Source organism: Nonomuraea sp. LPB2021202275-12-8 (assembly GCF_037044575.1).
In the GTDB taxonomy this organism is placed as follows: Bacteria; Actinomycetota; Actinomycetes; order Streptosporangiales; family Streptosporangiaceae; genus Nonomuraea.
Map to the genome: position 1 here is coordinate 15769 of NZ_JBAHWD010000046.1, position 14647 is coordinate 30415.

6 protein-coding genes are annotated in these 14647 nt (G+C 69.4%); 3 read left to right on the top strand and 3 right to left on the bottom strand.

What is annotated here, in order from left to right; translation table 11 throughout:
- Nucleotides 1-56 precede the first annotated feature (56 nt).
- The 3 genes from V5E28_RS44075 to V5E28_RS44085 all read left to right on the top strand — a co-directional run bounded on the left by V5E28_RS44075 (nt 57) and on the right by V5E28_RS44085 (nt 2124).
- Nucleotides 57-689 carry a dihydrofolate reductase family protein gene (locus tag V5E28_RS44075; RefSeq protein ID WP_336216118.1) on the top strand — a complete coding sequence of 211 codons (633 nt, stop codon included), beginning with the start codon at nt 57-59 and terminating at the stop codon, nt 687-689.
- Between the two features lie 141 nt (nt 690-830).
- The gene (locus V5E28_RS44080) at nt 831-1490 is read left to right on the top strand and encodes a dihydrofolate reductase family protein (protein ID WP_336216100.1); all 660 of its coding nucleotides are present in this window, start codon (nt 831-833) and stop codon (nt 1488-1490) included.
- 43 nt (nt 1491-1533) lie between these two features.
- Complete coding sequence (locus V5E28_RS44085; protein ID WP_336216120.1) at nt 1534-2124, top strand: hypothetical protein; 591 nt, start codon at nt 1534-1536, stop codon at nt 2122-2124.
- A 461-nt stretch (nt 2125-2585) separates the two neighbouring features.
- Here V5E28_RS44085 and V5E28_RS44090 read toward each other — a convergent pair whose 3' ends face one another.
- The 3 genes from V5E28_RS44090 to V5E28_RS44100 all read right to left on the bottom strand — a co-directional run bounded on the left by V5E28_RS44090 (nt 2586) and on the right by V5E28_RS44100 (nt 14450).
- Nucleotides 2586-6758, bottom strand: coding sequence for a LamG-like jellyroll fold domain-containing protein (locus tag V5E28_RS44090; protein WP_336216121.1), 4173 nt, complete (start codon nt 6756-6758; stop codon nt 2586-2588).
- A gap of 110 nt (nt 6759-6868) precedes the next feature.
- Nucleotides 6869-10630 carry an RHS repeat-associated core domain-containing protein gene (locus tag V5E28_RS44095; protein ID WP_442945970.1) on the bottom strand — a complete coding sequence of 1254 codons (3762 nt, stop codon included), beginning with the start codon at nt 10628-10630 and terminating at the stop codon, nt 6869-6871.
- Nucleotides 10566-14450, bottom strand: coding sequence for a DNRLRE domain-containing protein (locus V5E28_RS44100; protein WP_336216157.1), 3885 nt, complete (start codon nt 14448-14450; stop codon nt 10566-10568). The genes V5E28_RS44095 and V5E28_RS44100 overlap by 65 nt, the downstream gene beginning before the upstream one ends.
- Nucleotides 14451-14647: the final 197 nt, after the last annotated feature.

The window sequence follows — 14647 nt, forward strand, 5'->3', positions numbered from 1 at the left end:
CCTCCGTTCCCATCCCACCTGCGACAACGCCCCCCATTGCCAAAGGAGCATCAGCCATGTCACTCGCCCGCGTCCACAACTTCTCCATCTCACTCGACGGCTTCGGCGCCGGTGAGGGTCAGAGCCACGACGCACACTTCGGTCACGCCGGGGACAGGCTCCACGAATGGCTGTTCGCCACTCGGTGGTGGCAGCCCGGCGGAAGCGGGGGCGTCGATCACGTCTTCGCCCAGGAACACCGTCCGGGGATCGGCGCCGAGATCATGGGTGCCGGGAAGTTCGGCCACCCCGGATGGCACGAGGACCCGGAGTGGAAGGGCGCGTGGGGGCCCAACCCGCCGTTCCACACCCCGGTCTTCGTCCTCACCCATCACCCGCGCCCGCCGATCGAGATGGAGGGCGGCACGACGTTCCACTTCATCGACGCCTCGCCTGCCGAGGCGCTCGAGACCGCCCGCAAGGCTGCGGACGGCCAGGACGTACGCATCGGCGGCGGCCCCACCACGATCCGCGACTTCCTCGCTGCCGGGCTCGTCGATTACCTGCACATCGCGGTGGTCCCGATCCTGCTCGGCCGGGGCATGCGGCTCTGGAACGGACTGGAGGGCCTCGAGAAGGACTACGCGGTCGAGGCCACCTCCTCGCCCAGCGGAGTCACGCATGTGACGTTCACCCGTGCGGGTATCTGAACCGCCGCCTGCGGCGGTTCAGACCACGAACGCCCCGCATGTTCAGCACGTAGTTCCGTAGTGATGTCGAGCCGGCCGGGCCGGCTCCGACTATTTCTTGACGGCGCCGAACGGCGGCGCCGAGCTGACCGAGGAGGCACGATGAGCAAGCTCCGGTGTCACATCTCGATCTCGCTGGACGGTTTCGTCGCCGGCCCGGACCAGAGCGAGGAGAACCCGCTCGGCGTGGGTGGCGATCAGCTCCACGACTGGGTGGTCCCGCTGGCCGCCTTCCGCCGAGCCCATGGCGAGCAGGGAGGCGAGGTGAACCCGAGCACCGCGGTATTCGAGGAGGCGATCGAGAACCTCGGCGCCGGAGTGATGGGCCGCAACATGTTCGGCCCCATCGGCGGCGGCGCCTGGAACGGAGAACAGTGGACAGGCTGGTGGGGCGACAACCCGGCCTTCCACTACCCCGTGTTCATCCTCACCCACCACGCCCGCCATCCAGTACAGATGGAAGGCGGAACCACCTACCACTTCGTCACCGACGGCATCGAATCCGCCCTCCAGCAAGCCAAGAAAGCCGCCGGCGGCAAGGACGTCATGCTCTGGGGCGGCGGCCACATCGCCCAGCAATACCTGGCCGCGGGACTACTGGACGAACTCGAACTACACGTCGTCCCCGTACTACTCGGAGACGGATCCCGCCTCCTGGACAACCTCGGCGACGCCGACATCCGACTCGAGCAGATCCGCGCCATCGAAGCACCCGGCGTCACCCACCTCAAGTACCGGATCCTGCCCGGCACCCCATCATGATCGACATAGCGATCATCAAAGGCATCGCGCGAAGGAGAACACCATGAACCCTGATCGCCTGCAGACCTTCATCCACGACGTGGACCTCGTGGTCAGCACCACCCACGACGAACACGAGATCACCGCACGCGTCGCCGAACTACTCTCGGCCCTACTGGCCAGCGACTACCAGCTCCCACCACAGCTCACACGACCATCGCCCGTGCGTCACCTGACATATCCGCTCCACATCGCCGCCGACGACACCTGGTCCATGGCCTCCGTCATCTGGAACCCAGGCCAACGCACCCCCGTGCACTCACACGAAACCTGGGGCGTCGCCGGCATCTACGCAGGAGCCGAACACGAGACCCGCTACCTCAAACCAACGACAACCACCACCAACACCCCCCTCACACCAGCCGGCGAAACACGATGGGAACCAGGCCAGGTCACCATCTGCTGCACCACCGACGACGACGTCCACACCGTCACAGCCATCGGCAACCAACCCACCATCGGCATCCACGTCTACGGCGGCAACATCGGCACCATCAGCCGGCGCTCCTACGACCCCACCACCGGCCAAGCCCACTGGTTCACCTCCGGCTGGGACAACCCCGAACAGACACCTCAACCACCCGACAACCGGTAGCCGCCCCGGACGGACACGACCGCAGTCGGGCGAGCCACAGCGGCCTGCTCGGTCCGCTCGGTCTGTCCGGCCGGTAACAGCAAACGAAGCTCCGGCAGGTAAGGCAGTCCGCCAAAACGTCCCTGCCACCAGGAGCTTCGCCGAGCATGAAGTCAGGGTCGTGATGGTGGCGGCGGGTCGGTTCGCGCCAGGTCATCTCGGCGAGCTGACCCAGCCGGTGCCGTTGATGAGCAGCGCCTTGACGAGCGCGGCGGTGGGGTCGGGGGGTGCCGTTCTTGAGGAGGCTTCCGCGGACGGCGGCGGCACGGCCGGCCACCAGCGGGCAGGACATGCTGGTGCCGGGCCGACCATGTCGGGTTTGTAACGGCCTTCCTTGGTCGGGCGCCGGCCTGTACGGCTGACGCCCCTTTCCACAACCCAGCAGCCGATCCTCGCCCAGACCTCCCTGTCCGCCGCCCAGTTCAGCGGGGGGCCGTGCCGAGCACGCGGATCTCGCCGTCGCTCAGCGCGCCTCCATAGACGCGTACGTCATCGATCGCACCTGCGAAGAAGCCGGCCGATCCGGAGGTCAGCCGACCCCGACCGACGGCGAACGCGCCAAGCGCGTTGTCCAAGGTCACCCCGTCGACGGTGGCGACGACACTTCCGTTGACGTGCAGCCGAAGCACGCGGGCGTCGGCGTCGTACACCCCGGCCAGGTGCGTCCACCTGTTCAGAGTGGCCGGCGGTCCGTGGGCCGCGGTGCCCGCCGCCAGGTTCGTCGGGCTCACCTTTCCGAGCTGCCAGCTGCCCGTCCCGGGGCCACAGTGTTTCAGGGCGTAACCGCTCATCGTGGCGTCGTCTTGGCTGAGCACGATCCGGCACCCGCCGTTGACGTTGCTGATCGGCTTCACCCATGCGGTCACGGTGAAGCTGTCGGTGCTGGCGATCGCGCGTGACGGCATCTCGACGAACGCCGAGGTGCCGTTGAGCCGCACCGCACCGCCGGCCAGACCGGCGGTCTCCCACGAGGCGCCGTCCTTCAAGGTGCCGTTCGTCTTCCGCCCTTCCGAGGATCGCGTCACCGTGCCGGAGCCCTCGTCGAACTTCCAGTGGTCGTACAGCCCCGGCGGCGGGATCCGGTGCAACTCCCGCACCTCGGAGTCGGACAGTGCCCGGTCATAGGTTCGGACATCGTCCACGCCGCCGGGGAAGCGGTTGTTCACCTGTCCGCCGCTCTTCGCCGCACCGATCGTGAACGGCCCGTCGGCATTCCAGGTGGTGCCGGTGGCCTGGCCGGCCAGGGCCCCGTTGACGTACAGCTTCAGCTGGCGCGCTCCGGAGACGTACACGCCCGCCAGGTGAGTCCACTCGCCGGTGGCGGCCTGCGTCGCGGCGCCGGCCGAGACATAGGCGGGCGGGCTGGCGGTGTCAGCGGACGGAGCGACGAACCGCCACTTGTCCGTCTCGCGGCTGTACTGGAGGTAGAACGCGGACTGCTGGCGCCCCGACTGCGCGAGGGCGGTGAACCAGTCGCCCCGGCGGTTCAGGAAGACCCACGTCGATACGGTGAAGGACCGGTCGGTGCGCAGCACGCTGCCGGCCGTGGCCGCGTGGCCCGACGTACCGTTCAGCATGATCGCCCCGCCGCTTCGCCCGCCGATCCACGACGCGCCGCCCTGGATGGTCGCGGGGCGCCCGTTGCCGGACGAGTCCGCGGCCGTCGTCCCGGTGCCGTCGTCGAACCTCCAGTGGCCGGTCGGTGACGGCAAGGGGGCGGACCCGTGCGCCTGGCCGCCCACGAAGTACCCGGTGAGACCGGCTGAGATGTGCACACCGGGGACGCCCACGCTTCCGGGTCCGTCACCTTGGGCGTTCTGCGCGTTGAGGGTGCCATCGGCGCCCAGTGAGACGACTGCGGAGTTGCTCACCGTCTGGACCGGCGATACGGGCACAGGATCTCCATCCCCGCCTTGCCTCTCGTATGAGCTGCTGCTGACGTTCGTGTGGCCCCACCAGCCGCACTCCGTGCACCACAACGCCACGCTGGTGGCCGCCGCCAGGCGCCGTCGCGATTGCGCCACCTCGAGCATGACGGCGGTGGCGTTGGACGGCACCCGGGGCTGCAGTTTGACCTGAACCGCGCGCGTATCGGCGGTGTCGAACGCGCCCGGCGCGGTGTTGGTGCCCGTCCGGCTGTCGAACAGCGGCTGGGCGTAGCGCAGCGGCACATAACGGGCCCCGCCGCCGGTGGCGTACCAGCCGACCAGGTCGACGACCGCATGCGCCTGCCCGGAGCCGCCGTTGCGGATCCTGATCGTCCCGTCATCGGCGAGTGGGACCAGGGTGAGGGTCTGCAGGGTTTCGCCCGGGCGCGCCGACAAGGTGACCTTGCCCCGGGCGGTCTTTGCGTACAACTCCAGGTTGGCCGTCTCGGTCACGTCGGTCGCCTTGACGTCGACCAGCACCGCGGTGGCGGTACCCGGGACGCCGGCCACGCCGCGAACCTGCAGGATCTGCTCCTCGTCCGGGTCGAGCTTGGGCGCGGCGATCCCCCAGGTCCGGGTGTCCAGCAGCCGGTACGGCGAGGTCTTGGGGAAATAGGTGGACGCGCTGCTCTGGCTGCTGTACCAGCCGTACACGTCGATCACCACCTCAGTCGTCGCCGACGAGTTCTTGACCTTGACGGTCTTGTCCTGCGGATGCAGCGTGACGGAGACCAGGGCCGTCGTCACCCTGCGCGCGTCGGCGGCCAGGGACGGGATGCCCTGCGGGGTGTCGGAGAAGAACTCCAGCTCGGTGTCGCCCGTCGGGTTGACCGCGGTGACATCGATCATGACCGCGGTGGCGTCGGCGGGCAGGTCGGGGACGCCCAGCGCGAGTGTCTCCCCGCGGGCCAGCGGCGCCGGATGACGGCCGGCCGGGTCGCGGGTGTCGAGCAGCCGCCGGTAGGTGGGCAGAGGAGTGAAAGCGCTGCCGGACGGCGGGGCCAGGTCGCGTATCTGACCGACGTTGAGCACGCCGGATCCGAAGGCGTTGTTCCGCCCGGGCCGGGTGGAGCTGTCCAGCAGCAGCGCTTCCAGCTCGGCCGGGTCGAGGCCGGGCCGGACGCCCTTGTACAGCGCGGCGGCTCCGGTGACGTGCGCGGCCGCGATCGAGGTGCCCTGCCGGGTCTCCGGGTTGGCCGGTCCGCCGGTGAACGTGCTGACGCCGGTGAACCCGATCACGTCGGGTTTGACCCGCCCGTCGATCGTCGGGCCTCGGCTCGAGTATCCCTCCACGTCTCCGCCCGCGGCGGCACCGGCCGGCGTGATGGCACCGACCGCGATGGCGTACGGCGAGCTGGCCGGCTCGGCGATGCTGCCTTCCGGGTGCTTGATGGCGACCCCTTGGGCCCGACCGTGAATGGTCAGGTCGAAGCGCGTGCTCGTGGGGGCGGAGTTCTTGACCTTGACGTAGATCCAGTAGGCCGTACCGGCCTCGGTGTTTTCGATGGTCACCGTCTCGACCGGGTGGAGCCCGCCCGGCGTCTCCTGCTGCGGGCGATTCGCGACTGCCACCGGAAGGCGACCGGGATTGTCCGAAGGCACGCCCAGCTGGTCCATGACATAGACGTCGTAGTCGGTGTTGGTGCGCGGCCAGGCGTCCCAGCGCAGCTCGATGGTGATCGGCGCCCCGCTCTCACGCACGGTGAACCCCTGGTTCTCGCCCCCTCCGGGAAAGTTCAGCCAGCCGTTGCGGTTCGCGTCGCTCACGGCCCCGTACGCGTGCTGCTCGGCTTCGTTGCCGGCCGCCGCCACGACCACGACCCCTTGGCCGCGCAGCCACGCCACCACCGTCGCCGGGCTCCAGACCGGATCGGTCGCATCGGGATCGATCGCGTCAGGCATACCGCTGCCCCGCCCGGTGCCGGGGAAGCCCATGGAGACGTTGACGATCTGCACGCCCTGGCCTTTCAGCCAGCGGGCGGCGTCGTCGAAGCTCATCGAGTCGGTGACGCACGCCAGATAGAGCTTCGCCTCAGGTGCCATGTCGTGCACGACCTCGGCCACGGTGGTGCCGTGCGTGCTCTGCCCCTGCGGGGAGCACAGGCCGTTGTTCACCGTCACGTCGGCCGGCAGGTCACCCGCCTGCTGAGCGGCCGCGAGCCGGCCGAACCCGACGTCGAGGATTCCCACCTTGACCCCGGCGCCGAGCCGGGCGGGGCTGGCGCTGTGCCAGGCCTGCGCGCCCGACCGCGCCACACCTTCCGAGGTGGTGTCCAATGGCACCGGCCGCTCCGGGCGGCGCACCTCCACCACATCGGACCGGGACGCCAGGTCCTCCAGCTTGCCGGGTGGCACCGCGGCACGAACCCGGTCACCACTCGCATCGGACACCACGCCACCGGCCGCCTTGACCGCCTCGCGGGCTGCGGTGACGTCAGTGCCGGACACGTACACCAGGGCCCGGCCCTGGCCGTCGGTCTCGAGCGGCAGCACCCTGCCCTTGGCCCCGGGCCTGGCCGTGTCCACCGCGGCCGCGACCCGCACCGCCGCGTCCATCCGATCCGTCGGGGACGGCAGCGGTACCGCCCATGCCGGCGGGGTGGGAACGATCAGTGCACCCAGGGCTAAAATCGCCGCCACCACGGCAGGCACCTTTCGGCTGCTCACAGATACCTCCAGAAAATGTTCTCCGTCACGAGGAGCGCACCCGAAAGGTGAATCTCGTCGTTGAGACTTCCAGCCGGTCATGACCGCCGGACTATATGAACGAGAGGGGCTCAGCAGGTCTTTCCCTCACACATTTGCGGGAATTGGACGCGATTCTTGTTCGAGCTATCCCATTTTCTGATCCTGCCGGCTTCCAGGGCCGTCATGCCTAGGTTCAGACTTAGATCGAACAGACCCAGTGAGCCCTCTGCTCCCCTCGCCACCAAGCCGCCCGCACGGGGAAGCCATCTGGTCCCCCACGCCCACGTCCTAGCCAACGCGAACAGACCGCTCCCCAGCCCGTGAATCGCCTTCCCGTACTGGAGGAGCGACAGGCTCATGATCGCCATGAAGCAGGCGTCGTTGGAGCGACCAAACGCGCATCCGATGAAGCCATCGACCGTCGAAAGGGCGAAGGCGGCGCCCGCGATCCCGCACGCAACGGAATGCGGTCCCGGGAAGAGACAGATGGTGCCTGCTATCGCCCCGGCTCCGGAAAGCATGAGGGCTCGGTACTTCCACAGCCATGCCCCGGCGCCGCCCACCACATCAGCCGATCTACCGGTGCCTTCGACGGTGTCATCCCAAAGGTCCTCGAAGAAGTTGCGGTCATTGTTCAGCGGAGTTTTGGGGCACTTGCCGATGTTCTCCGCCTCACAGGTGCCGTCGAAGTCGTATTCATCCGGTTCATCCGGCCGGAAATTGATCGGGCTCGGCTCCACGGAATCTTCGGTGATTTCCGTGGCTTCGTCGGAGAGCGAGTTCGACCGGTCGATCAGATCGCTGTGGTCGGGGTCCCAGCTCGGCAGCGTTGCCGGTGGCGGCGGAACCGTCTCGCCTGCGGGCGGTCGTGGCGGCGGGTTGTTGAGGTTCTTCTGCCAGAGGGGCGGGGGCGGGGGCGGGGGGAACCCCTTTCCGGATCCGTTCATGGCGCCGCTGCCGGAGCCACCGGAGGAGCCACTGCCTCCATTTCCGGCCGGGCCGTTGATGCTGCCATTGGTAAAGCCGGGGCGGGGGTAGTCGAACCACTGCCTCGATTTCGGGTCGTGGCATTCGGGACCGAAGGCGTAGACCGAGCAGGGAAGGTGCCCCGAGGGATCGACGTTGCCGAGGGGGTTGGCCATGCCGTAGGCGTGGCGGTTGCCGACGGTCGACGGGACCTGCGGGATGGTCCAGGTGTCCCGGCTGGTGAACACGCCGCTGCCAGGGTTGTACCACCGGGCGTGCATGTTGACCGCGCCCGTGGTGGGTTCGGTCCACTCGCCCTGGAAGCCGACGCTGGGCGTCTCCCCCGCCTCGCCGGTGCCGAGTTGCGCACCGAACGGGTCGAACGTGCGGGTGCCGGACGTCTCCGCGCCGCCGTAACGGCCGGTGACGTCGCCGTGCTGATCGGAGTAGAGCAGCTTGCCGGTGGCGGTGGAACCGGCGGCCTTGTCGGCGACCGGTTCGCCGTTCACGCCGCGGCTGGTCAGCCTCGTGCCGTCGGAGACGACGTCGTTGCCCAGGCCGCTGTACTTGTGGGTGACGCTGTTGCGCTGGGCGACTCGCCCGAGGCTGTCGTAGGTGTACCGCACTCCGTTCGACGCGAGCTGGTCGAAGGCGTCGAAGGCGAGGTTGCGGGTCCCGGCGGTGGCCATGGTGCCGCGTGGCTTGTAGGTGTACTCGATCCCGCCGCCGGACATGAGCTGGTTGCGTGCGTCGTAGGCGAAGGTGGTCGAGCCGGCCTTGGTCCGGTTGCCGGCGTCGTCCCATTCGTACGTCGTGGCGGTGCCGCCTGGCGGGGTCCAGGAGGTGAGCCGGTTGGCGCCGTCGTATTGATAGGCGTTGGGGGATTCCACCCCATTCGTGATGGTCTTCTTCGAGGTGACGTTGTCGTCGGTGTCGTAGCGGTAGTCGGCGCCCTGGATGATGCGCGACACCGCACCGCCGGCGGTGTATTCCGTGATCTTGTCGCCGACGAGGCGGCTCAGCGAGTCGTAGGTGTTGACCCGCTTGACCAGGCTCGCCATGCCGCGCTGGGCGGTGGAGGAGAGCCGGCCCGCCGAGTCGTACGCGAAGTCGACGGTGCTGCCGGACAGGCCGTCGGTGACGGAATTCGTGCGGCCCGCGCCGTCGTAGGTGTACGTCGAGATCCCTGCCGCGTCGCTCCGCGTGACGAGCCGGCTGTCGCCGGTGTAGGTAAGGGTGGCGTCGCCGGCCGGGCCGCGGGTGGTCAGCAGATTGCCGCGGTCATCGTAGCTCAGCCGGGTCGGCCCGCCCGGCCCGCCGAAGGAGGTGAGCCGCCCGCCCGGGTCGTAGCCGTAGGTCTTGTCCGCGGTCGGCGCCTCCGCACCCGTGCCGCGCTGGACCTTGAGCCGGTTCTGGGCGTCGTACTCCGCGGTGAGGGTCACCCCGCCGGGGGCGGTCTGCCGTACCGCGTTGCCGACCGGGTCATAGGACGTGGTCCAGGTCCGGTCAGGCGCGTCCGGGGTGGTGGCGGTGGCCGGCTCGATCGTCGACTCCGGCAGGCGCCACGGTGTGAAGGTGTAGTCGGTGGCGTGCTCGTTACCGTCGACGAACCGGGTCTGGTTGCCGGCCGCGTCGTAACCGAACGTGGTACGGATCGTCTTGGTCTCGCTGATCTTCTCTTCCTGGCGCACCAGCCGGTTCATCGCGTCGTAGCCGAGCGTGGTCGTCCGGCCCTCCGGCGAGGTGGTCTTGGTCAGGTTGTCGTTGGGGTCGTACGCCATCTGCCAGCGGCGCTGTTCGATCCCGACCCCTCCGATCAGCTGCGCGGTCAGGGTGGCCTGGCCGAGCAGGTTGTAGTCCATGCGGGTCGTGGCGCCGGCCGGATCGGTGGAGGTGCGCGGGCGGCCCACGTTGTCGTAGGTGTGGGTGGTGGTGCGGCCGGTCGGATCCTTGCTGGTGAGCTCCTCGCCGGCGGCGTTGAAGGTACTGATGGCGGTGTGACCTGCCGGGTCGGTCACCGCGGTCAGGTTGCCCGCGTCGTCGTAGCCGTACTTCGTGATGAAGAACATCTGCGGCGCACGTTCGACGGCGGTATTGGTGATGCGCCGGCCCAGCTCGTCATAGGTGTTCTCGACGGTGGCGCCGTTCGGGTCGGTGACCGATCGCAGCTCACCGTTGCGGTCATACCGGACTCTGGTGACGCCGGACTGACCGTCGACCGGAGGCAGCGTCTCGGTCAGTGGCCGGCCGTGCGGGTCCAAGGTACGGGTGACGGTCCGCTTCAGCGGGTCGGTCACCGAGGTCACATTGCCGAGATTGTCGTACCCGATGAGGGTCTCGGCCCGGATCACCTGCCCGCCGGACGGCGTGTATTCGGGCCGCCGGACCGACGCCACCTGCCCGAGCAGGTTGTGGCCGACCGTGGTGACCGCGCCGTTCGGGTCCTTCGTGTGGGTGGGCTCGCCGAAGGTGTTGTAGCCGGCCGTCGACTGCGGCCTGACGCCGGTCTGCCGCTGTCCGGCCACCCAGGTCTCCACCTGCGGGCCGGTCTCGGTGACCAGCCGGCCGAGCGCGTCGTAGGTGAACGTCGTCGGGAGCCGCTTGCGGTCCGCCTGCTCAAGGACGAGACCGCGTTCGTCGCGGTCGTACGTGGCGGACACCACGCTGCCCGCGTCGCCTTCGATCGCCTGGACGTCCTCGGCGATGAGCAGTCCGGCCGCGTCGTAGCGGTACTTGGTGGTCTCGACCCGGCCGGGCTGCACGGCGCCGGTGCGGTCCACGGCAACCGGTAGGCCGTCCGCGGCGCGCGTGTAGGTGGTGCTACGGTTCAGCCCGGCCGGATCGAGAGTCTGGGTGGCGAGGTGGCCGCCGGGGTCGTAGGCCATCGTGGTGACCCGGCCGCCCGCGGCGGTGATCTTCGTGACGTTGCCTGCCGAGTCGTATTCGCGCTGGTCGAGCAGCACGTCCTTGCGGCTGCCGTTGGCCTGCTGGACGTTCTTGCGCGTGGCGGTCGCCGGGAGGTCGTCGTCGTAATAGGTGTAGCGGGTCTCCCGGCCCATCGCGTCCGCGAGGCCCGCCAGCCGTCCGGCGGCGTCGTGCTGTGTTGTACTCGTAGCGGCGGGTCTTCCCGTCATAGGTGCGCTTGGTCAGCCGGCCGCCGTGGTCGGCGTCGAACTCGTAGACGTAGTCGGGGTACGGCCCGTGCAGCACCACCCCGCGGACCGCCTCGTTGCGGCTTGGCGCGTCGAGAGTCCAGCTCCGCCCCGAGTGGTCGGTGTAGGTGGCCACCCGGTCCCTGGCGGTGTCGTATGTCAGCTGGGCGGCGATCCGGTTGTCCTGCGGCAGCGTCACCTTGGTGAGCTGCTGGACCTGCCGCGCCGCGGCGGCGTGCTGGGCGATCGCGGTCGAGCCGAGCGGGTGCTGGTAGACCGCGATCTCGTCGATGTTGCCGGCGAAGAAGTAGTTGCCGTCGTTGCCCGACGGCCATCCGGTGGTCCTGCCCGCGCCCGCGACGACGTGCGGCATCTCGTCGTGGTCGATGAGACCCTTGATCGTGTCGTCCTGCTCAGGGTCGGCGTCGCCCTTCTGCGCCACGCCGTCGATGTACAGCTTCTGGGTGTCGATCGCTCCGGAGAGCACCACGTGATGCCAGCGGCCGTCGTTGACCAGGCTGTCGGAGACGATCTGCTTCTTGCCCTCGGGCTTCGGCACCCAGAATCCGCCACGCAGATGGCCGTCCTGCCCGACGTACAGCACCGGCGCCCACCGCTTGCTCGCCGTGGCCGACGCCAAGGGCTGGTCGGCGTAGCTCATCAGCACGCCACCCGCGGTGGTCTTGAACCACAGTTCGACGGCGAGGGTCATCGTGCTGCTGGTCAGCTTGTCCGGCAGGTCGATCCGGCTGCTCGTGCCGTTGAACGCCGCGGCGCCGTCGGTGGTGCCGGCCAGCGCCCCCGTGACGCCGAGCGTCACCGCGTTGTAGGTGCCTGTGTCGGCATTCGGCGTACGGGCGGTGACGCTGGCCGCGCCGCCCGTGGTCGTCTCGCCGAGACGCCAGTACGCCCGCGGGCTGTCGTCCACGGCCACCGACCGGTAGTGCGAGCCGGCCTGATAGTCGTACCGGGTGCAGTTCGGCGCCGCAGCCGGGTTGCACGCGCTGGTCAGCCGGTCGCCTTCGTAGGTGTAGGTCCAGGTCAGCGGCGAGACGCTCGGCGACGGCCGATCGGTGGTCACCTGGGTGACGTGGCCGCCGGTCCAGGTCAGGTTCAGCCGCCGGCCGCTGGTCAGATTGCGCACGCTGACGGGCTTGCCGGCAGGGCAGGCGGCCTCGTACTCGATCTCCTGTACGAGGCCGCTCGGGTCGGTGATTCGGCGCAGCTTGCCGCACTCGTAGAACCGCCATTGGCTGCCGCTGGTGTCACGCAGCGTGTACTCGGCGGTGCTCGTATCGTAAGCGAGGTCGAGGTTGTGCCCCATCGGCGGCGCATACGCGCCATCGTGGTTGCGGCCGAAGCGCACCTGGCGGCCTGTGGGGAGCGTCACCGTCACGTTGCCGGACCCGTCGTCGTCCTTCGACAGCTCCGTGTCCAGCCGGGACGCCCAGCCCTCGCCGAAGGCGTTGGTGTTGCGCGGGTCGAGGCTGTTGTACGCGCGGGTGATGGTCAGGTCAGGGCTCACGGTGGCCACCGACGCGTCGGTGGTGGTCATCCCGTAGTTGCCGACCTGCGGGTCGAGCCCCGGCGCCGGCGCTCCCCGCGGGGTCAGGCCGAGGTGCGAGGTGATCTCCGGCTGCGGCACCCGCGTGTTCAGCTGGAGGGGGCCGCGCCACTCACCGGCCGTGACGTTGTCGTGGACCTGGACCCACCAGTAGTACGTCTGGCTCCAGCGCAGCTTGCCCGCCGGGGGCACCCACGTCGCGTTCGCCCAGTCCTCCGTCTCCGTGCAGTCGGCCGGCTTCTCGGGGGTGCCCGCGCAGATCCTGAACTTGTACTTGAACCCGGTGCCCGGCCAGTTGTCGTCGTCGTGGCCTTCGGCGTAGAGCGTCGGCCTGATCGAGTCAACCGCCGCGCCGCTGCCCGGCTGCTGGAAGCGGGTGGTCGGCGGGACGTTGACCACCCGCAGGGCGAACGCGCCGTAGGGCACGCCGTAGTCGTGGTAGTCGGTGCTGCCGTTGTACATCGTCATGGCGACCTGGTATTCGCCCGGCGGCAGCGGCGCAATGGGCACGTTCATCGCGACTGAGGCGTTCGGGGCGGCGTTCGGGACGTTGAACTTCGGCGAGGTCTGCACGACGGCGCTGCCCCGCTTGACGATGAAGCCGAACTTGTGCGGCCCGCTCGGCGTCCACGTCGCGGCGCCACGGTTGCGGACGGTCGCCTTGAGCTGGCCGGCCCGGTTCGCTGTCGGCAGCGTCACCTCGTCCACTCGGTATTCGGCGCCCTGCGGGGAGTATGTGACGTCCAGGAACGGCACACCCGCGCTGTTCTCGGCGGTGGCCTGCGCCGATGCGAACCGCTTGAAGCCGCCCGTGTCCGCCTCCTTGGCCGAGCGCACGGAAAGGCCGTAGAACGGCGCGCCGTGCGTCCAGTCGGTGAGCACGTCCCGATCCAGTTCCAGCGGGAGGGCCGCCCGCGCCGCCGGGCATTCGGCCTTGCCGTACGAGAACGACCGCTGGCTCAGATGCTGCGCGAGGGGGGCTCCCGGCCAGGTGGTCATCTGCGATCCGGACCAGGGCGCGCCGACCGCGTACACGTCCACCGGCTTGGGGGTGCACGCGGCGCTGTGCACGTTGTACAGGTTCAGCGCCGCGCCGACGACGTACTGGTTCGGCAGGCTACTGGCCAAACCGGAGAAGTGCAGGTAGGCCGCGTGGACCCGCCCGGAGCCCTCGTTTCCGATCTTGAGGGTCTCCTCCGCGGAGTGGTTGCCCGGCGCGCCGGTGGTGACGTACGTGTCATCGCCGTCGCCGTTGATCTGCCGCTCCAGGCTCAGATCCACCATGGCCGGGAACACCCGGCTGCTGTGGCGCAGCCAGTCCTCCTCCAACTCCACTCGCAGCACCCAGGCTTGGCCGGACTGCTGCAGGCGGTAACGGACGCCCTGGGATGTCGCGCCCTTCTCATCGCGCATCGACCCGGCGGGGACCAGCGCCTGGACCGCGCCGCCGGCATCGGACAACGCGATGTCGCCGGTGGCCTTGTCCAGGACGGGGGTCAGGCCGCGCAACCGGAGATCGAGGTCGTACGAGGTCGGCGCGTCGGCGGAGCGCACCACGATGCCCCCCTTGAGCCCGGTCGCGGTGGCGCTGAGCCGGAGGTCGGCGTCCGGCTGTACGCCGACGTAGTCAACCTGCTCGCCGGAGATTCGGCCGGGCGACGCGGCCGCCCCGCGCAAGCCGAAGGCCACCTCCTGCGCGTTGTCCAGCGTCAGAGTGGCGAGGTTCCCGTCAGCAGCGGTGGCCGCGAAGCTGACCGGAGAGGGAACGAGCTGGGGCGCGATGCGCCCACCGGCGTCATGGGCCAGGTCGAGCTCGATCGGCGCCCAAGTCCCGTCCGGCCGTCGAGCCTGCGTCGGCTCGCTGTACAGGCGGCGGGTGTGCGTCCCGTCCTCGTTCTGGTACACGCGGGAGGTCGCGGAGCGCTGCTCGACAAGCTCCTTGCCGATCTTGGCCTGGTCTGCGCTCTTCGGCCACTCGGCCTCGAACATCTTCACGTTCGTCAACCGCTGCGGCGCTTGCGATGGGGGCGGATCGAGAGCCGGCGTGGGCAGCCGGTCCGCGACCGCATGCTCGGGACGCACCCACTTTCGCTCGGTGCTGCGCAGGCTGGTTTCCGTCGAGCCGCCCGGGCGCAGGTCCTCGGCCGAACCGGACCTCTGCTCCGGCGCTTCACCTGCCGCGCCGA